The sequence below is a fragment of the Ekhidna sp. genome (assembly GCF_965212185.1).
GTDB lineage: Bacteria > Bacteroidota > Bacteroidia > Cytophagales > Cyclobacteriaceae > Ekhidna.
This window is the reverse complement of the sequence record NZ_OZ243102.1, coordinates 2,006,771-2,024,765: the sequence shown is the minus strand read 5'-3', so window position 1 is coordinate 2,024,765 and position 17,995 is coordinate 2,006,771. Positions and strand designations below refer to the sequence as shown.

Genomic DNA, 17,995 nt, shown 5'->3' with positions numbered 1-17,995 from the left:
TTAAATAAATCGTGAAGTGTCGTTTTGCATAGGCTTGTTAATCAATAATGATCGTAAGTTTTTAACTTACTGGTGTGAGTCGGAATTACAAGATTCAAAATAAAGAAGGTGTCTATTTCATAACATTTTCGACAGTTGAGTGGGTAGATGTTTTTACACGGAAATCTTACAGAGATATTTTAATTGAAAGTATCAAGCATTGTCAGAGAGAAAAGGGTTTGGTTGTGTATAGCTGGTGCTTAATGAGCAACCATGTACATATGATCGTCAGGTCATCAAACGGTGACTTGTCAGGAACTATTCGTGATCTGAAAAAATTTACCTCGAAGCAGATCTTAAATGAAATACAACATAGCAATCAGGAAAGTAGAAAAGACTGGATGCTAGAAATTTTTAAGAAAGCGGGAGTAAATAATAGTAATAATCAAAACTATCAGTTTTGGAGGCAAGATAACCGGCCGATTGAAATATTCAGCAATGACGTGATTGATCAGAAAATGAATTATGTACATCAAAATCCAGTAGAAGCTGGGTTGGTAGAAAATGCCGAAGATTACTTGTATTCAAGCGCAAGGGACTATGCAGGTATCAAAGGACTTATAGATATTGAGTTCTTGGATTGAAAGAGCCACAAGTTGCAAACTTGCGACAGCATGGGCAAGGGACTATGCAGGTATCAAAGGGATAATAGATATTGAGTTCTTGGATTGAAAGGCCACAAGTTGCAAACTTGCGGCAGCATGGGGCATTATCTATTTAGCTCAGCAACGGATTATGCTGGAGGTAAAGGTTTGATTGATATCAAATTCATAGAATAAGCACGGAAGTAACTTCCGCGCTAGGTAAGGGGATTCAAGATTAGCTTACATTCATTCCAATCCTGTAGAGGCCGAAATTGTAGACAATTCAGCAGATTACTTATACAGCTCTGCAAGAGATTATTGTGGCATTAAAGGATTGATTGATGTTGAATTGTTGGATTGAGGCACTTAGTTGGATTGAGGCACGCGTTGCAAACGCGCGCCAGCATTGATTATGCTGGAGGTAAAGGTCTAGTTAAGATTAGCTATTTGAGTTAAAACTCAACGAAAAAGAATCCTCGTTACAAACGAGGACTAAAAAGGGTTTACCTCCCCTCTGGCGCGGAAGTTACTTCCGTGACATGATAGGTAGTGAGTTGTGAAACTTCCGTGTCAATTAAACATTGAGATTCCTATTTTTGGTATGTGACCGAAAAATACAAAATCAGAGATCAAGACAAAATCTACTTTGTGACATTCAGCGTGGTACAGTGGATCGACGTTTTTACTCGTCCTGACTACAAAAACATTCTTATTGAAAATCTCAATTATTGCCAGAAAAATAAAGGACTAGAGATCTATGGTTGGTGTTTGATGTCCAATCATATGCATTTAATAGTAGGTAGGAATGGTCAAGAAAAGATTCAGGATATTATTCGTGATTTTAAGAAGTATACTTCAGTTAAAATAACGAATGCAATAGAAGAGAATCCCAAGGAGAGTCGCAGAGAGTGGCTGCTATGGATGTTTAGAAAACTGGCAGAAAAGAGCAATAAGCATCAGAAATATTGTTTCTGGCAAAATGAATATCATCCAATTGAGCTTTCTGACTCGATGATAATGCAGCAAAAATTAGATTACATACATAATAATCCGCTGGAAGAGCAAATTGTAAACAATCCAGAGGATTATCGGTACAGTAGTGCTGTCGACTATGCTGGTGGTAAAGGTTTGATTGATATTAAATTCATAGAATAAACACGGAAGTAACTTCCGCGCTAGGTAAGTTTGGTTTTTTAGGGGGTGGGATTAGTTTTCTATAATCTCAGAGAAGTTCAATACTTAGCAGGTCATCGAGACATTAGCAACACAGAAAGCTATTTAGAAAACGAAATGGAAGGGTTGATCGAAGAACTTCAACAATTTCATCCTTTGGGATAATCTATCAAGAATGTTTTACGTTAAATCAATAGTATTTATCTTTATGATAATGGAAGGAGTAAACATCAAATCGGAATTAAGGACATTGATCGATCAAGAGACTGATCTCAATGTTTTAGAAGCTATTAAGACTTTATTGCAAAAGACTGGATTGGATTCTAACCTAAGAGAAAAATTGACTTCCAGAGCTCTGAAAGCAGAACAAGACATTGTAGAAGGTAGAGTGATGAATAGGCAAGAGCTTGAACAAAAATTGAATGCTCGTTTGGGTATATGAAAGTAATCTATACCGATCAATCCTATGACAGTCTGGATGATCTTACACAGTTTTTGATAAATGAACTTGAATGGAATTTAGAAAAGGTACTAGAGCTAAGAATCAAAGTACTGGATAAAGCTGATAGTCTTGAATCCAACTACAACCACTATCAAGAAGAAGAATATCTTGATCATTTAGAAAAAGGTCATAGAAGAGCCATTGAAGGATCTGTTAAAATAATTTATCGGGTTGATGGGGATGATTTATATCACAGACTTCTTTGACACCCGACAAGATCCATCTAAGATGAAAGACTAAAACCCACCCTTCGTTCCTCGCTGTGCTCGTCACCCATTCCACCGTAGCTACACTATGTTGGAATCAGATAAAATGGTGTGCTGGGCTATAGCTTGGGGCGCTGTTCCCTTACTAAGCGTAGTTTATAAAAATAGGAACACTAAACATAGCTTGTAGCTATGCTTTTTATATTTTGGTTGCTTACATAGCAATATAACGTAACCAACCACATAACATCTCGCGCTAATGAATAATCTATTGGAGATAGAAATAATATGATAGCGTAGGTACAACCTACGCTTAGAAACGATTGATGTTGAATTGTTGGATTGAGGTACGCGGGAACTAAAATACGCCCTCTTCGTGTACACCATAAAAGTATAAATTGTTAATTTGTAGAAAAGAATGCCGATGGACTTACAAGCTGCAAAACTAGATGTTATGCAAAAAATCATGAATGTTTCAACTGAATCTTTGATTGCAAAGGTTGACAAACTGCTAGAGGAAGAAATGATAGTTGGCTACACTGTTAAAGGAGAGCCCTTGACAAAGAAGGAATACAATCTTCGTCTTGAAAAAGCTGAACAACAAATAGCTTCAGGGGATTTCATTACTCAGGAAGACTTGGAAAAAGAAGTTGAGGGTTGGTAATGTCTAAACCCAGAATTGTTTGGTCGATAGAGGCTAAAAACACACTCAAAGAAATTTACGATTACTATAAAGACAAATCACTTCAAGGTGCTAAGAATGTTCGATATGATCTTTTAAAAGCTCCAAAGAAAATCGTCTTTGCGAAACAGTACCAAGAAGATGAAATCAATCCTAAGTACAGAAGGATTGTCGTAAGACATTACAAGCTCCTTTACTTAGAAAAAGACAATAGGGTTGAGGTTATCGATATTGTCAGCAGTTTACAATCCCCAGATGTATTAAAAGAGAAGTAGTTGGTTTCCAATCTACGCAAAGATGATGTCTAGATAAGGTTAGCTGTTTGAGTTAAAAACTCTACGAAAAAAAATCCTTGTTACAAACGAGGACTAGAAAGGGGTGACTCTGAGCGTGATTATATCCCAATCATCCTTCCCTGTCATTTCGACGCAGGAGAAATCTTTCTTCTTAATTTTGATAGATTCTTAGCTTAACATTCATAAGAAATGCCTTTTCCCCTTTGAGGGGGCTAGGGGGTGACTGGGAAATCTTCACGTTAGGTCAGCTCAGCTAATTCATTATAAAAAGATTCCTTCACCATCGTACCTCAGGTTCGGAATGACGATTAAAATGGATCTCTTTCCCCTTTAGGGGTTAGGGGTCTCATACCTTTTTAGTAATCTATTGTCATTTCGATGCAGGAGAAATCTTTTCTTCAGATTAAAACAAATCCCTCTCCGCAAGCCCACAATTCTTAAAGACGTTCTGAATTCTCTCTTTTTGGTGATCATTTAATCTCCCTTAATTCATACTAAAAACACCCTTAATTCACTCTTTTTCAAACAATTATAGCTACTTTTGCAGTTGTAATTTAGCTATGCGTTCACTACTCATTATTCTATTTATTTTCTGCATTTCACCAGCCATCTCTCAGGTAAAAGTAGATGCCAAACCGACTGGGAAACATGCTCGAGCAATCAATCAAGCCAAAAGTGCTAAGCAAACCGCCAAACAGCGTAAAGCACAACTTGAACGTCTGCAGGAACAAGCCAAAGCTCGCGAAGTTTATAAGGAAAAATATGACAGCATCAAGCAATTAAGGCTGGATTCAATTCATCTGGATTCAATTAAAATCAAACCCTTCTCAAAAGAAGATTCGCTAGCTATTTCAGAGGAAGTCTTTGAGCAAACAAACATTCCAGCAGAGTACAGAAAACTGATTCTGGAACCAATAATCATCCAGCCTGAAATCAGCAAAGAAGATGCCGATAGTATTGCCCTAGCTGAAGCTACGGCTGTACTCGAAGAACAGGCGAAGAAATTTATGCCCGATGAGCTCGGTGGAGTAGAGGACCCATTGTCACAATTCAAAAATCCGGCAGCAGGATTGGACCCGACGAGCACACCAACAAGGCCTAACCCAAATATTGTGAATCCTGAGGAAGCACAAGAGCTATTTAAGCAAATAGACCCTGAGCAATTTCAGGAGGTGCAGGCAGATCTTCAAAAACTCAAACAGAAATACAGCAAACTCCCAGACACGCGCTTCCCGGAGAAAGGAGTCAAGCGTAATTCATTGGAGCAAGTGCCATTTAAAAAGCGGCTGTATTTCGGTGGTAATTTTTCCATTCAATCAACAGACCCATTCATCATAGACAGCAATCTGCAACTCGGGTATTGGATCAATAAGAAGTGGGTAGGAGGTGTTGGTATTATCTTACGTGAGCAATTCAATGATCAGGACACTACTTCTACGTTGACAGGTGATGGTTATGGGTACAGTTTATTCACCAGGTATGATATTCCCAAAGGATTTTTTGGTTGGGCTGAAGTAGAACGACAGATCAATCAATCGTTTTTTAATAGCGAAAACACAATTACTGCAAGGTGGCAATCTGCGTATCTTTTAGGCATTGGCAGGGAGTTCAAAGTAGGTTTTGTTCAGATGACATCCATGATTCTCTATGACTTTAACTACCAAAACAATGACCTCAATGCCCGTCCATTGGTGTTCAAGTTTGGGGTAAGATTTGATAAGAAAGACAAGTCAATTCCTTCAAATTCAAAATAGAGAGTTCCTTCCTGAATACCCCAAATACTTCTTCCGCTACATCTCCAATCCATCAGATACTTCAAAGATGCATCATAGACAAAATCGTCTTTGTCATTTCGACGTAGGAGAAATCTTTATCCTATGTTCTATTCCCCCTTGAGGGGGTTAGGGGGTGACAGGGAAATCTTCACGTTAGGTCAGTTCAGCTAATTCATTATAAAAAGATTCCTTCACCATCGTACCTCAGGTTCGGAAAGACGATTAAAATGGAAGACCATTCCCCCTTCAGGGGGCTAGGGGGTGACTGGGAAATCTTCACGTTAGGTCAGCTCAGCTAATTCATTATAAAAAGATTCCTTCACCATCGTACCTCAGGTTCGGAATGACGATTAAAAAGGAAGACCATTCCCCCTTTTTAGGGGCTAGGGGGTGTCGGGAGTTTTACTACTCTTTTGTCATTTCGACGTAGGAGAAATCTTTATCCTATGTTCCATTCCCCCTTGAGGGGGCTAGGGGGTGATAGGAGAAATCTTCACACTATGTCAGCTCAGCTAATTCATTATAAAAAGATTCCTTCACCACCAACCTCAGATTCGGAATGACGATTAAAAAGGAATTTCATTTTCCCTTCAAGTGTTAAAACATCTTGTTATTTGTAACTATATTTAGTTACTTTGAGTTTATGTCTAAAAAAGATAAACTGATTAGACGCTTTCTGAGTATGCCCTCAGATTTTCATTTTGATGAGATGGTCAAACTCTTAGGATATTTCGAATTTAATGAAGTAGCGAAAGGTAAGACCTCCGGATCAAGAGTGAAGTTTGAAAATTCAGAAGGTGTTCCAATCATGCTTCATAAGCCACATCCAAGTGGAATAATGAAGCGATATCAAATGAAACAAGTAAAGGAAATATTGGACTTATGAAAAATCTAGAATACAAAGGATACACTGGAAGTATTGAGTACAGTCCAGAGGATAGTTTGCTTTATGGTAAGGTGCTCGGAATACAAGGACTGATTTCTTATGAAGGAGAAACAGGAAGAGATTTAGAGAAAGATTTTCATGAAGCGATTGACACTTACTTAGCTGATTGTGAAGCGAACGGAGTTAAGCCTGAAAAACCCTTTAAAGGAAGTTTTAACGTCAGGGTTTCACCATCACTTCATCAGAAAGCTGCTTTATTGGCTAAAGAGGCAAAAGTGTCATTAAACAATTTTGTTGCAGAAGCTATCCGATTAAGGGTTCAGAAATCATGAAGAAGTTTAGACTTCCTAGGAAGGAAAAGAAATCATTTATGAGGAAATTTTTATTGTATCCGGCAGATGAGAAAGGAAATTCTGTTATGGCTCAGCCTACTAGGTTGCAAGAGGACTATGATGCTTGGAAAGAAGGAGTTCTTAGAGATTTAATGGATAGAAAAGAATCAAATGAGCATAGCATAGAAAAGCTTGATACCGAAGTTGCAGTTTCTGATGAACAATTGAAGGAATATGTTGATGATCTTTTTAGAGAGGATTTACGATCTTTTGCTTACCGAACCTTCATAAGAGCAAAAAATAGCCAAACAGCTACAAAAGCTTATTACAATTTCGTGAATGCTTATAAACTTTTTGAAAGTGGTGATCATTCCTATAGGAATATTTGCTGTCTAGCTCTTGACCATGCAGAAGAATTACTTCGAAAAGAAAATTCGATTGGTAAAAATCGAAAATAATCCATAACCTTCGCTCTGGCGCGGAAGTTACTCCCTAATGGCGCGGAAGTTACTTCCGTGACAAGAAAGAGAACTGAAACACATATTATTTTGATATGTAAGTGAAAAATTACAGAATCAGAGATCAAGACAAAATCTACCTCGAACAATGATCTCAGAGTCCTCTTCGAGTACGTGTTGTAAACGTGTTCCAGCACTTTTTTTGCAACATTGAATAATTTATCGTAGGAACAACCTGCTCATAGAGAACGGTAAAAGAATTATTACAAAAATTTGAATGTTATAATCTCCAATAAATCGTTAATTTGTAGAAAAGCAGTCAAAATGGATAGTGTAGCTGAATTACAATTACAACTTCATCAAGTCATTGATACAATCAAAGACGAAGAAAAGCTTTCGGCTGTTTATACAATCCTGAAAGGCTCTACAGGTCCATTTTCGCCTATGAGTTTGGATGAATATGTCAGTGCAATAGATGAATCCAGACAACAAATTAAAGATGGAAAATCTACTGATGTTGAAGATCTCGAAAAGGAATCTGAAAATTGGTGAAGAAAAAAGTCATTTGGTCTGATAGAGCCAAAGAATCCCTAAAGTATCATCACGATTTCATTAAGAAGGATTCTGTTGCTGCTGCTAGGCAAGTGAGAAAGGAAATTATTCAGGCTTCCAAATCTCCAAATCACTAAACCTGAACCCAGAGAAGTATCAACTTGATGAGTACTATTCGAATAATCCGGGAAATATTCGCAGATATTTTAGATGGAGCTACAGAATTGTGTATCAGGTAAATGAAAAGACCATTGACATTCTCAATGTAATTCATACTAGCCAAGAGCCTAATACCACTTAATCCACTCTTCGTTCCTCGATGAACTCATCACTCTTTTCTCCTGCTCGTCCGCAATGGCCCCAACAGGCGCCCAAGTTATTTCGTGACAAATTGTTGGATCCTATTTTTCAACCTTCAGCCCTCGTGAGTACGCGTCTGAAATGAAGCTTTCAAATATTCCATGGATTAAGGAGTGAAAAGTAATTCCCGCCACCTCTCCACCAATCCATCCGAAGCATCAAATAGAGGTGGCTTCACAGTCCGTTTACAAATACCAATCGCTTCCAGTCCGGCTTTGAGTGAACTGGGATTGCCTTCTTCAGAAAGCATGCTATAAGCAGATCGAAGATCTTCGTTAAGCTTACCTGCCGTTTCATAATCACCGTTTAGAGCATGGTTCACCATTGTAGTAAACGCTTCAGGCATCAAATTTCCGATCACGGAGATGACTCCTTCTCCACCCATTTTGATAATGTCACAAGCCAGTCCATCATCACCCGAGAGCAGCATAAATCCTTCCGGTCGGTTGTCAGCGATCTCTTTGCATTGATCCAGATCACCTGATGCCTCCTTCATGGCGATGATATTTGGATGTTTAGCCAGTTCGAGAGTAGTTGCAGCTTTCATATTGGATGCTGTTCTCGAAGGAACATTATAAAGAATGATCGGGTGGGGGAATGCATTAGCAAGTAGTTGATAATGTCTGATTATACCCGCTTGTGAAGGTTTGTTATAATAAGGACTTGCAGAAAGAATGGCAGCTAAATCGAATGATTTGAGATCATTCGATTTCTCAATCAAATCGAAGGTATTGTTACCACCAAGACCAAATACAACTGGTTTGTTACCCTTGAGGTGATCAATTACAAATTGCAGAATATCAAGCTTCTGCTCCCAAGAGAAAACTGGTGATTCTCCGGTAGTTCCTTGCACGACTATATAATCAGCGTTACCATCAACGATATGATCCAAGAGCTTACCCAATGACGGGTAGTCAATTGAATAATCTGCATTCATTGGTGTCGCCAGTGCCACACCTGTTCCTTTCAATTCCGCTTTCATTTGTTACAAAGGTATGAATCGTTAGAGATAGTTTTATATCTGAATTTGGATTATAAATTTTCTTCAACCATTCTCCTTTACTACCATTTTATACATTTATTGATGCCAAAATAGTAGGCATTAAATCATGAGTGTTAAGAAAATTTGAATAGGTAAAACCAACTGCAAAACCACTGTTTGATCCGCCACGGCGGTGAGTTTGGTTTTGCATGCACAGCACATTCCAATTTTTAGCGAAGGATTTATGTCCCGGCGAGGAACCGCTTGATCTTTTTGGCGGAACGTCGCTCCGATTCGTTTTTGCATCAAGGCAAAAATGAAGTGTTACCTCCTCTGGCCGGATAGGCCCCTCAATTACTGAAGCATTCTCTTAAATAGCCAAGGCTGAACGAAATCTGAAATAAAGAAGGTGGTGTGATGGGAGTGAAACCTCGGCGGGCCAGCGTCAGGCTTTGAGGGATGATAGCTTTCGAGGTTTCTAGATTTTTGATTCCTTTTCATCAATGGAAAAGGAATGGCTTTTCGGTCTTAGGAGTAAAAAGCTAAATCATAGACCTAATTTCAAGTAGCATATTATAAAAGTATATTTTATACGAATCGCTGATTTGTTTTTAAAGTCTCTGGAATTAATGGAACCGTCGCAAGCGCATCGAAAAAGCTTAAATTAGTAAGTAGAAAGCTTTACTCAAATCATTTTAAGATACCTCACCATATTCGTAATAGCCTTCGGCTTACTCTCATCCATCTTAAGTGAAAGCTGAAGTAAATCATAATACTGATCAGCTTCAAAACCAACCTTGCATATCGCCTTGCTGAGAGCCAGAACATATTTGTAATTCATATTTTCAGACGTATCGAGCGAGATTAAAAAATCGAATGGCTGTTTGATGAAAAACTCAAGATTGTCCTTTTTAATGGTGCCTGTTCCGGAGATGTCTTTTTTACTAAAAATGAGTTTTTCTATTGATTGTTGCTCGGTAAAGCCCATTTTAGCAACATCCTTCCCATCATTTTTTAATAGCTCTTCCAGCTTACTGACAGACTCAGCATTGAAATCATCTGCATTATATAGCACCCCGATACTGGTTGCAGCAGCATATGTGCAGTGTTCCTTATCGGCAATGGTTGGCTTGCCTTTATGCTTAAGGAATAGGTTCTTAATCATTTTGTAACAGTTCTCTAAATGAAGATTCGTCCAAAATAGTAATTCCTAACGAATCTGCTTTTTCTTTTTTAGCTGGTCCCATGTTTGCACCGGCTACCAGGTAATTGGTTTTAGATGAAATACCGCTTGCAACTTTACCTCCATGTTGCTTGATGACGTTCTTTAGCTCATCTCTTCCAAAATCTTCAAATACACCTGAGACCACAAAAGTGAGACCTTTTAATTGATCGTCAGTACCTTCTTTTTTCACCACTTCAAAAGAAAGTCCTGCTTCTTTTAAAGCTTCAATCATGTGTTGATTCTCTTCATTTTCAAAATAAGAAACCACACTTTCAGCAATACGATCTCCAATTTCATGAACGGATACAATTTCATCAAATGTCGCATTCATTAGACGTTCTATCGTGGCAAAATGTTGAGCCAATTTTTCAGCTACCGTCTTACCAACATATCGAATACCCAATCCAAATAGGACTCGTTCAAAGGGAATTTCCTTTGACTTTTCTATGGATGAAATAATGTTTTTAGCTGATTTCTCTTTGATCGAACGTTTGGTTACTTCTCCGGATAATTCATCTACTTCTTCAAATTGAAGATTATTGATGTCATCAAAGGTCAATGTGTAAAGGCCAGCCAAATTTTTAATCAAGCCTTTACTCAGAAATCCTGCAATGGTTCGTGGGCCAAGGGATTCAATGTTCATCGCATTTCTGCTTATGAAATGCTCAATCCTGCCCTGAACTTGGGGTGGACAGGTTTCTTGATTAGGGCAGTAATGCTGAGCTTCTCCTTCTTTTCGTATGAGCGCGGTATTACACTCGGGGCATGCTTCAATGTATTGGACTTCCTTTGAATCTGAAGGCCTTTCTTTCAGATTCACTCCAGTGATCTTAGGAATAATTTCACCACCTTTTTCCACATTTACACTATCCCCAATTCTTACACCAAGTCGTTCAATTTCATTCGCATTATGGAGGGATGCACGTTTGACTGTTGTTCCTGCAAGAAGTACTGGTTCAAGTTCGGCTACCGGCGTGATCGCTCCGGTTCTGCCCACCTGGTAGGAGATATCATTGAGCGTTGTGATTGCAGATTCTGATTTAAACTTATATGAGATCGCCCAGCGTGGATTTTTAGCTGTAAATCCTAGCTCCGATTGTTGAGCAATGCTGTTGACCTTTAGAACGATTCCATCTGTTTCTACGCTGAGGTTATGACGCTCCTGATCCCAATGATTGATGAATTCTATTACCTCATCTATTGATTTACACTTCCGATAGGTTTGAGATACATTGAAGCCAACCTTTTCGAGAAATTTCAATGATTGCTCATGTGTTTCAAAGGTATTGGAATCATCGAGGTACGAATACAGAAAACAATCCAGCTTACGACCTGCAACGATGCTGGAATCTTGCATCTTTAGTGTTCCGGAAGTAGTATTCCTGGCGTTCGCATAAAGTGTTAGTGGCGTCTTTCCCTCATTTTCACGCTGCTTATTTTCCTCAATAACCTGTTCATTCAATTTAATAAACTGCGCTTTAGGCATGAAAACTTCCCCTCGTACTTCAAAATTTGCGGGGTACTCTGAGCCTTGCAATTTGAGCGGGATGGAACGTATCGTCTTTACGTTTGTAGTAATGTCATCACCTTTTGTTCCATCTCCACGAGTTATACCTCTGGTCAGAATTCCATTCTCATATTTTAAGCTGATCGCTACACCATCGAATTTTAATTCACAGATGTATTCATAATCATCGGTACCTAGTCCTTTTTTTACTCGCGAGTCAAAGTCAGTGAGTTCTTCCTTTGAATAGGTATTCCCTAGAGAAAGCATCGGATACTTATGAGGGATGGTCTCAAAGTCCTTGGTAATATCTCCACCTACTCGAGTAGTAGGAGAGTGGGAGAGTTTTAAATCGGGAAAGTCTGCTTCTAGCTGTTCCAATTCTTTTAGCAAAGAATCAAATTCATAGTCGGTTATAGTTGGTTGACTTTTTTGATAGTAGAGGTAATTATGATGATTTAACTCCTCGGTAAGTGATTGAATTCGTTTTTTGGCTTCTTCGTTTTCCATCAAAAACAAATCTATTTCATTCACCGGATTTCTCTTTCTAATTTTTTGTCAAGTCTTCACACTCCCTCTATTTTCGTGCATTCGAAAAGACTACCGTGTATAAAAAAGATATCATTCTCTCACATGCGTTTAACAGATTTATGTCTGATAGCATAAAAACCACCACTATTGACAGTATCGCGAATGACCTTCATATGAGCAAAAAGACCATTTATTTGCTCTTTCGTACCAAAGAAAACCTGATAGTAGAAGCATTTAGATGGAAGTTGGACAAAATGGCAAATTACGGGTCCAGAGTGGTGAAAATGGAGATTTCAGTGATCGATAAATTTCTTAAACTCTTGCGAATCATTCAAATAGAATTAAAAGAAATGACCATTGAAGGGTTAAAAGGCACGTACAGATATAAAGATCAAATGAATGATTTTTTGGAGGCCTATTTAAAGGGAGCTGTTTTTGATAGGTTTAGGGTGTTGATAAAGTGTTGTGAACAGGAGGGGTTCTTGAAAAGTAAAATGGACATAAATTCAATGATGCTGATGTATTGGGAGACGCTTAGTTCATTTATAAATGCACGGCCATCAGGACAATTAATGGAGACTACTTTATCTCGTCCATTCAGCGAGTTTTTGAATGTTCAGCTTATCAATTTTTTCAGAGGATTTCTCAATGAGGCCGGTATTCGACAATTCGACCAGGCTTTATCAAAAGACCCGATCCTTCAGGAGTATTATGCTTGATCGAAATCCTATCTTTGCTGCATGAGCACTTTCAAAGACCATTTGAAGTCATTGCCCATTTTTTCAACAGTGTCTTCAGCTGCAAGAGAGCTGGGATACGAAACATATGTTGTTGGTGGCTATGTTCGAGATCTGATTTTAGAAAGACCTTCAAAGGATATTGATTTTGTATGTGTTGGTAGTGGAATAGAACTGGCTAAAGAAGTAGCCAAAGGATTAGGAGAAAACGCAAAACTTTCCACCTTCAAAAACTTTGGTACTGCAGCCATTCATTATGAAGGCTTTGAGTATGAATTTGTCGGCGCAAGGAAGGAATCTTACAGGAAAGATTCAAGAAATCCGATTGTTGAAGATGGCACTCTTGAGGACGATCAAAAACGTAGAGACTTCACGGTAAATGCAATGGCCATTAGCTTAAATGAGGCCAATTATGGCGAATTGATTGATCCTTTTGATGGCATGAAAGATCTTGGAGAGAGGCTTATGCGCACTCCTTTAGATCCGGGAGTTACCTTTTCCGATGACCCACTTCGAATGATGCGTGCCATTCGCTTTTCAAGCCAACTCCAATTTGATATTGAACCAGATACCTTTCAGGGCATTATCGATCATGTGGAGCGGATTGAAATTATTTCTCAGGAAAGGATCAGTGATGAGCTTAATAAAATCATTCTTTCAGATAAACCTTCATACGGGTTTCAGCTACTCTTTCATAGCGGATTGCTCAAACTCATTTTTCCTGAAATGACTGATCTGCAAGGAGTGCAGAAGATCAACGGGAAAGGTCATAAAGACAACTTCTATCACACGCTACAGGTGCTGGATAACATTTCTCTTATGACGGATGATCTTTGGTTGAGGTGGGCTGCAATCCTCCATGATATAGCCAAACCAGCAACTCAGCGATTCAATGAAAAGGCAGGATGGACGTTTCATGGTCACGAGGATTTGGGTGCTAAATGGGTGCCCAAGATCTTTAAGCGGATGAAATTGCCAATGGATGAGCGTATGAAGTATGTGCAAAAGCTTGTTCGACTGCATTTAAGGCCGATTGCTTTAGTAAATGATAAAGTGACAGATTCAGCCATACGTCGGATGGTTTATGAAGCTGGTGAAGACGTTAACGATTTGATGACTTTGTGTAAAGCTGATGTAACTTCCAAAAATCCAGAGCGTGTCAAAAAATATCAAGCAAACTTTAAAAAGGTTGAAAAAAAGATACAAGAGGTAGAAGAACGCGACAGAGTCATGAACTTTAATCCACCAATATCGGGGGAACTGATCATTGAAGTGTTTGAAATAAAACCATCAAAAATAATTGGGGATATCAAGAATCAAATCAAAGATGCAATTCTTGATGGATCAATTAAAAACGATGAAAAGGAGGCATTTCAGTTGATGCTTAAGCTCGGTAGAAAACATGGTTTAAAACCATCAGAAAAATACCTTTCTACCTCTAACAACGATTAACTATGTTTGCAGCCCTAAAAGCGAATAAGAATACTATGAAAAAAATATTTTTTGTACTGATGATTATATCTGCGGGATTTTTAAATGCGCAGAGTTCCGAAATAGCACCTGGAGATTCCATTCCTTGGGAGCTTAGAAAGCAGTCATTCATTTACAACTCGGCTAAAATTTTTAATGACCCGGTGGTGGCAAGAACAGCACTCTATAGCCTACTTGCGGAGAATCCAGGCAATGTTGCACTTTATGATTCGCTGGCTTTGATTTATTTCCAGTATAATCAGAATGCTTCAGCAGCTCTTGTGGCTCAGCAGGCATTACAAATAAACCCTGATGATCAATTTGCACTTGAAATAGCAGCTACAAGCCTAGATAAATTAGGAGCGAAAGACCGATCATTAAACTTCTATGAAAAACTCTACCTGGCAAGCGGAAATGTTAATACACTCTACAAGGTGTCGTTTTTGCAGTTTGAACTTAAGCGATACAATGAGGCAAATACGTCACTCGACTTAATTATTGAAGACCCACAGTCTGAAGGTATCGCCATCGGATTTCCTACAGAAGATGGTCAAGGTCAAAGTGTTAACTTAAAAATTGCTGCGCATCGAGTAAAAGCAATGATCCTTGAAGATAAAGGTGACATTGAAGGAGCTAAAGCGAAATACTTAGAGGTTTTAGAAATGAAACCTGGTTTCCAGATTGTACAACAACAGCTTAGAGAAATGACAAAACCTAAAACAGGAGAGTAGTTTACTCTTCTGCTTTTTGTTTGAGGAGTTCTAACCAGTTTAAAAGCTCATTGTAGACTTTCTGATGGTTTTGAGCAAGAATGACCAGGACTCCTTGAAACGAAGCACTTACTGTAGCAATGGTTTGTCCTTCGTCAGACTCGAGAGCCCATACATAAATCCGCTTGACCCTCTTGGCTTTACTTGTCCAGGCTAAAAGATTTGGTTTCTTAACCGATTGAATTTCTGAGACGCCATGAGTGCGTCCCTGAGTCCAGGTAAAAACGGTTCCTTCAGCAATATCTCCGTTAATTGTTACTTTTTTTACTTCAGGATTCCATGAAGGCCATTCTTCCATATTGGAAAGAATGTCCCAAACTTTATCAATGCCAGCATTAATTATGGTTGAATGCGAATCACGGATGCTCGCATTCTCATTAATCATTCCTTTTTTGGCAAGCTCATTAAGTTTTTTCATTGGATCTTAGGTAACCTGTGTGTAGCTAAGTTATTCAACTTCCGAAATTTCTTCCTCATTTTTTACATCCTTCTTCACAAGACCGGAGGTCATTACCAGGCTAGTAACGATTATTATGAACAATAAAATGCCTGATTTGAAACCTTCAAACTGAAATTCCTCTGGGATCGAATAAAATAGAAGTAATGTGATTAAACCACGTGGCGCTATCGTAATGGCCCTTTTCAGGTTTTCGTGCTTATAAGGTAAAAATGAAATATAGCGCACCGCATAAATAGCAATTAGTATTAATGCACTTACGATAGCTACTTTTAAATCCACCAACGCAGAAAGTGCAATTGAAAAACCAAAAATCACAAAAAAGAAGGTTCTTACGACAAATGCAGATTCGATTGTAATCATCAGGAATGTTTCCTTAATGTTTTCAATGGCCATTGGTCTCAAATATTTTTTCAGTTTGCCAACGAAGAATAATTTGTAATTATTTAGAATAAGACCAAAAACTAGAATGATCAATAGTGAGGATAAATGCATCAGTTTTCCAACACTAAAAAGGAGAAACAACACACTAATCATAAGAAACAATTTGACCTTCGTCTCCAGGTTTTGAAATACATAAATCAAAATGTAGGACAGAAGAATAGATGTAACGATTGTTACAACTAATCCGAACGTAAAATCACCCAGTGCCATTACACTACTTGAAGCAGTCCCAAGCTGCAATAAAAAGTAGAAGACCATGATTCCGAGAATGTCAGAAAAGGTACTCTCATAGATGTGGAATTCTTCATCCTTCTCACCTAAGTTGACGACAGAAGGAATAACGATTGCACTACTTAAAATGGAAAGGGGTGTAGCATATATTAGAGCTGTGAACCAGTCGAGATTCTCGAGTGAGAAAACCAAAATTCCAGCAATTGAAAACATACAAAGCAGTAATCCAATAATGGCTATTACAAAAGACTTTCTGATCAATTTAAGTTTTTCTTTTGCAATCTTTAGCTCAAGTGCAGCTTCTAAAACAATCAATATCAGCCCTAAAGTACCAAGTACTTCTAGAATTCTTATTCTGGAAAATATTTCCAGAATCCTTTCTTTTTCGATACCGAATAGACCAATCACTTCTCTGCCTATAATACCTAAAAATATGAGTAACAAAACTGATGGAATGCTTGATTTGTCAGAAATGTGATTAAACAAATATGACAGCACTATTATGACTGATGCTGCAATGATTATATAATATTCCATTATGAATGGTTGGCTGTGAAAATTATAACTCAAACCTAGTACAGTTAGTGGAACTAATTGAATCAATTAGAAGTTAGATTTGCTTCATTATTTAGAAGTTTATGCAAAAAGCTACATTCGGATCTGGATGTTTTTGGTGTACTGAAGCGATGTTTCAGCGACTAAAAGGTGTTTTTAATGTCAAGTCAGGGTATTCAGGAGGAAAGACCAAAAATCCTACCTATAGAGAGGTCTGTTATGGAAAGTCAGGACATGCTGAAGTCATTCAGTTTGAATATGATCCGTCAATTATATCATATGACGAACTCCTTGAGGTTTTTTGGAAGACACATGATCCAACAACACTTAATCGGCAAGGTAATGATGTAGGTACGCAGTATCGCTCTGTTGTATTTTATCATGATGAGGAGCAGAGAAAACTGGCCGAAGAATATAAGGCAAAGCTCGATGAAGCTAAGGTTTGGCCTAATCCGATAGTAACAGAAATTTCTCCATTAACTGAGTTTTACCCAGCTGAGATTGAGCATGATGATTACTACAATCAAAACAAAAATCAACCTTATTGTAGCTTTGTGGTAGCTCCAAAGGTCAAAAAATTAAAGGAGATATTTTCAGATAAGTTAAACTAGTTGTAGTGCTTGCTTAGATGATGTACGTGTATCCGTATCTTGTCCACTCTTGCTGTTACATGCTTCACATACTTGTAAAGTTCAGTTTCCAGAACATATACTTGGCCTGAGTAAGAGTTTATACCCACGTCATTCGCTGTTTTTTCCGAGTTTTTCTCAATTTCCTTCATCGCACGACACTCTTCATTCATAAAATGAACGAAACTTCGTGTATTGTACTCTTCTTCAAATTTTCGAATATCACTAAGTGTTTTCTTCACTTCTCTGTCTTTGGTAGACTTTGAAATCTTAATCAATACACCATATAGGACCGTATCGTAGTGGTGAATATCATCTAAAAGTTGGAGAATCTTTGATCTATAAGCTTCATCGCTACACAAAAGCTGCAAGCCTGCATACGTGGATAGCTTATCTGCTTCTAAATCCCAATCATATGTGATTTCATCAATTTTCTCATCCAAGCGTTCATCTTGCGAGAAAGCAGAAATTACAATGAACATTAATAATATGCTGAATACTGATTTCATTGTTTTAATTGTAACTGAATTGATCAAATTTCGTTCCAAACTTGTTTTTTTAACTTTTTTATAACAATTGCTAAGTTAGTGGATAAATAAACTCATTTTTCTACGT

General features: G+C 38.1%; 22 protein-coding genes. 16 read left to right on the top strand and 6 right to left on the bottom strand.

Translation table 11 applies throughout. The features are described 5' to 3' along the window. Positions 1–74: 74 nt before the first annotated feature. The 12 genes from ACOMC3_RS08850 (at position 75) to ACOMC3_RS08795 (ending at position 7,786) form a co-directional block, all read left to right on the top strand. Positions 75–623, top strand: coding sequence for an REP-associated tyrosine transposase (locus ACOMC3_RS08850; RefSeq protein WP_420319182.1), 549 nt, complete (start codon positions 75–77; stop codon positions 621–623). A 603-nt stretch (positions 624–1,226) separates the two neighbouring features. Further along, positions 1,227–1,778 carry an REP-associated tyrosine transposase gene (locus ACOMC3_RS08845; RefSeq protein WP_420319181.1) on the top strand — a complete coding sequence of 184 codons (552 nt, stop codon included), beginning with the start codon at positions 1,227–1,229 and terminating at the stop codon, positions 1,776–1,778. Positions 1,779–2,010: 232 nt separating this feature from the next. Beyond that, positions 2,011–2,238, top strand: a complete 228-nt coding sequence (locus ACOMC3_RS08840; RefSeq protein ID WP_420319180.1) for a hypothetical protein — start codon at positions 2,011–2,013, stop codon at positions 2,236–2,238. After that, entirely contained in the window at positions 2,235–2,504 is a 270-nt protein-coding gene (locus tag ACOMC3_RS08835) for a hypothetical protein (protein ID WP_420319179.1), read from the top strand. Before ACOMC3_RS08840 ends, ACOMC3_RS08835 begins: the two co-directional genes overlap by 4 nt. Positions 2,505–2,958: 454 nt before the next feature. Then, positions 2,959–3,168: a hypothetical protein gene (locus ACOMC3_RS08830; protein WP_420319178.1), complete on the top strand. Its 210-nt coding sequence runs from the start codon at positions 2,959–2,961 to the stop codon at positions 3,166–3,168. Continuing rightward, complete coding sequence (locus ACOMC3_RS08825; protein WP_420319177.1) at positions 3,168–3,461, top strand: type II toxin-antitoxin system RelE/ParE family toxin; 294 nt, start codon at positions 3,168–3,170, stop codon at positions 3,459–3,461. Before ACOMC3_RS08830 ends, ACOMC3_RS08825 begins: the two co-directional genes overlap by 1 nt. 581 nt (positions 3,462–4,042) lie before the next feature. After that, entirely contained in the window at positions 4,043–5,236 is a 1,194-nt protein-coding gene (locus ACOMC3_RS08820) for a hypothetical protein (protein ID WP_420319176.1), read from the top strand. Positions 5,237–5,900: 664 nt separating this feature from the next. After that, entirely contained in the window at positions 5,901–6,143 is a 243-nt protein-coding gene (locus ACOMC3_RS08815) for a type II toxin-antitoxin system HicA family toxin (RefSeq protein ID WP_420319175.1), read from the top strand. Beyond that, entirely contained in the window at positions 6,140–6,475 is a 336-nt protein-coding gene (locus ACOMC3_RS08810) for a type II toxin-antitoxin system HicB family antitoxin (protein ID WP_420319174.1), read from the top strand. Before ACOMC3_RS08815 ends, ACOMC3_RS08810 begins: the two co-directional genes overlap by 4 nt. Beyond that, positions 6,472–6,933 carry a hypothetical protein gene (locus tag ACOMC3_RS08805; RefSeq protein ID WP_420319173.1) on the top strand — a complete coding sequence of 154 codons (462 nt, stop codon included), beginning with the start codon at positions 6,472–6,474 and terminating at the stop codon, positions 6,931–6,933. Before ACOMC3_RS08810 ends, ACOMC3_RS08805 begins: the two co-directional genes overlap by 4 nt. A 324-nt stretch (positions 6,934–7,257) precedes the next feature. Next, positions 7,258–7,485 (top strand): hypothetical protein, encoded by a 228-nt coding sequence (locus tag ACOMC3_RS08800; RefSeq protein WP_420319172.1) that lies wholly within the window; start codon positions 7,258–7,260, stop codon positions 7,483–7,485. 121 nt (positions 7,486–7,606) lie between these two features. Then, positions 7,607–7,786 (top strand): type II toxin-antitoxin system RelE/ParE family toxin, encoded by a 180-nt coding sequence (locus tag ACOMC3_RS08795; RefSeq protein WP_420319309.1) that lies wholly within the window; start codon positions 7,607–7,609, stop codon positions 7,784–7,786. Between the two features lie 165 nt (positions 7,787–7,951). Here the strand turns inward: ACOMC3_RS08795 and dapA are convergent, their stop codons facing one another. The 3 genes from dapA to ligA all read right to left on the bottom strand — a co-directional run bounded on the left by dapA (position 7,952) and on the right by ligA (position 12,066). After that, complete coding sequence (dapA, locus tag ACOMC3_RS08790) at positions 7,952–8,827, bottom strand: 4-hydroxy-tetrahydrodipicolinate synthase (RefSeq protein WP_420319171.1); 876 nt, start codon at positions 8,825–8,827, stop codon at positions 7,952–7,954. A gap of 685 nt (positions 8,828–9,512) precedes the next feature. Continuing rightward, entirely contained in the window at positions 9,513–9,992 is a 480-nt protein-coding gene (locus tag ACOMC3_RS08785) for a DUF6913 domain-containing protein (protein WP_420319170.1), read from the bottom strand. Then, positions 9,985–12,066: an NAD-dependent DNA ligase LigA gene (ligA, locus tag ACOMC3_RS08780; protein ID WP_420319169.1), complete on the bottom strand. Its 2,082-nt coding sequence runs from the start codon at positions 12,064–12,066 to the stop codon at positions 9,985–9,987. Before ligA ends, ACOMC3_RS08785 begins: the two co-directional genes overlap by 8 nt. A gap of 95 nt (positions 12,067–12,161) precedes the next feature. Between ligA and ACOMC3_RS08775 the strand changes: the two genes are divergently transcribed. The 3 genes from ACOMC3_RS08775 to ACOMC3_RS08765 are packed head-to-tail and all read left to right on the top strand — an operon-like array spanning position 12,162 to position 15,025. Beyond that, on the top strand, positions 12,162–12,806 hold the full coding sequence (locus ACOMC3_RS08775) for a TetR/AcrR family transcriptional regulator (RefSeq protein WP_420319168.1): 645 nt from the start codon (positions 12,162–12,164) through the stop codon (positions 12,804–12,806). A gap of 21 nt (positions 12,807–12,827) precedes the next feature. Beyond that, positions 12,828–14,276, top strand: coding sequence for a CCA tRNA nucleotidyltransferase (locus ACOMC3_RS08770; RefSeq protein ID WP_420319167.1), 1,449 nt, complete (start codon positions 12,828–12,830; stop codon positions 14,274–14,276). Between the two features lie 35 nt (positions 14,277–14,311). After that, complete coding sequence (locus ACOMC3_RS08765; protein WP_420319166.1) at positions 14,312–15,025, top strand: tetratricopeptide repeat protein; 714 nt, start codon at positions 14,312–14,314, stop codon at positions 15,023–15,025. Position 15,026: 1 nt separating this feature from the next. Here the strand turns inward: ACOMC3_RS08765 and ACOMC3_RS08760 are convergent, their stop codons facing one another. Continuing rightward, entirely contained in the window at positions 15,027–15,482 is a 456-nt protein-coding gene (locus tag ACOMC3_RS08760; RefSeq protein ID WP_420319165.1) for an SRPBCC family protein, read from the bottom strand. Positions 15,483–15,512: 30 nt separating this feature from the next. Then, positions 15,513–16,733, bottom strand: a complete 1,221-nt coding sequence (locus ACOMC3_RS08755) for a cation:proton antiporter (protein ID WP_420319164.1) — start codon at positions 16,731–16,733, stop codon at positions 15,513–15,515. 101 nt (positions 16,734–16,834) lie between these two features. On the opposite strand from ACOMC3_RS08755, the gene msrA reads away from it, so the two are divergent. Continuing rightward, complete coding sequence (msrA, locus tag ACOMC3_RS08750; RefSeq protein ID WP_420319163.1) at positions 16,835–17,362, top strand: peptide-methionine (S)-S-oxide reductase MsrA; 528 nt, start codon at positions 16,835–16,837, stop codon at positions 17,360–17,362. Here msrA and ACOMC3_RS08745 read toward each other — a convergent pair. Then, on the bottom strand, positions 17,359–17,889 hold the full coding sequence (locus tag ACOMC3_RS08745) for a hypothetical protein (protein WP_420319162.1): 531 nt from the start codon (positions 17,887–17,889) through the stop codon (positions 17,359–17,361). The two genes, msrA and ACOMC3_RS08745, sit on opposite strands and share 4 nt — an antisense overlap. Positions 17,890–17,995 lie beyond the last annotated feature (106 nt).

What these genes read in the sequence shown, in the direction of transcription:
- ACOMC3_RS08810 (WP_420319174.1), top strand. Translation starts at nt 6,140, where the DNA reads ATGAAAAATCTAGAATACAAAGGATACACTGGAAGTATTGAGTACAGT.
- ACOMC3_RS08815 (WP_420319175.1), top strand. Translation starts at nt 5,901, where the DNA reads ATGTCTAAAAAAGATAAACTGATTAGACGCTTTCTGAGTATGCCCTCA.
- ACOMC3_RS08805 (WP_420319173.1), top strand. Translation starts at nt 6,472, where the DNA reads ATGAAGAAGTTTAGACTTCCTAGGAAGGAAAAGAAATCATTTATGAGG.
- ACOMC3_RS08760 (WP_420319165.1), bottom strand. Translation starts at nt 15,482, where the DNA reads ATGAAAAAACTTAATGAGCTTGCCAAAAAAGGAATGATTAATGAGAAT.
- ACOMC3_RS08745 (WP_420319162.1), bottom strand. Translation starts at nt 17,889, where the DNA reads ATGAAATCAGTATTCAGCATATTATTAATGTTCATTGTAATTTCTGCT.
- ACOMC3_RS08765 (WP_420319166.1), top strand. Translation starts at nt 14,312, where the DNA reads ATGAAAAAAATATTTTTTGTACTGATGATTATATCTGCGGGATTTTTA.
- ACOMC3_RS08840 (WP_420319180.1), top strand. Translation starts at nt 2,011, where the DNA reads ATGGAAGGAGTAAACATCAAATCGGAATTAAGGACATTGATCGATCAA.
- ligA (WP_420319169.1), bottom strand. Translation starts at nt 12,066, where the DNA reads ATGGAAAACGAAGAAGCCAAAAAACGAATTCAATCACTTACCGAGGAG.
- ACOMC3_RS08755 (WP_420319164.1), bottom strand. Translation starts at nt 16,733, where the DNA reads ATGGAATATTATATAATCATTGCAGCATCAGTCATAATAGTGCTGTCA.
- ACOMC3_RS08800 (WP_420319172.1), top strand. Translation starts at nt 7,258, where the DNA reads ATGGATAGTGTAGCTGAATTACAATTACAACTTCATCAAGTCATTGAT.
- dapA (WP_420319171.1), bottom strand. Translation starts at nt 8,827, where the DNA reads ATGAAAGCGGAATTGAAAGGAACAGGTGTGGCACTGGCGACACCAATG.
- ACOMC3_RS08785 (WP_420319170.1), bottom strand. Translation starts at nt 9,992, where the DNA reads ATGATTAAGAACCTATTCCTTAAGCATAAAGGCAAGCCAACCATTGCC.
- ACOMC3_RS08830 (WP_420319178.1), top strand. Translation starts at nt 2,959, where the DNA reads ATGCAAAAAATCATGAATGTTTCAACTGAATCTTTGATTGCAAAGGTT.
- msrA (WP_420319163.1), top strand. Translation starts at nt 16,835, where the DNA reads ATGCAAAAAGCTACATTCGGATCTGGATGTTTTTGGTGTACTGAAGCG.
- ACOMC3_RS08820 (WP_420319176.1), top strand. Translation starts at nt 4,043, where the DNA reads ATGCGTTCACTACTCATTATTCTATTTATTTTCTGCATTTCACCAGCC.
- ACOMC3_RS08835 (WP_420319179.1), top strand. Translation starts at nt 2,235, where the DNA reads ATGAAAGTAATCTATACCGATCAATCCTATGACAGTCTGGATGATCTT.
- ACOMC3_RS08825 (WP_420319177.1), top strand. Translation starts at nt 3,168, where the DNA reads ATGTCTAAACCCAGAATTGTTTGGTCGATAGAGGCTAAAAACACACTC.
- ACOMC3_RS08770 (WP_420319167.1), top strand. Translation starts at nt 12,828, where the DNA reads ATGAGCACTTTCAAAGACCATTTGAAGTCATTGCCCATTTTTTCAACA.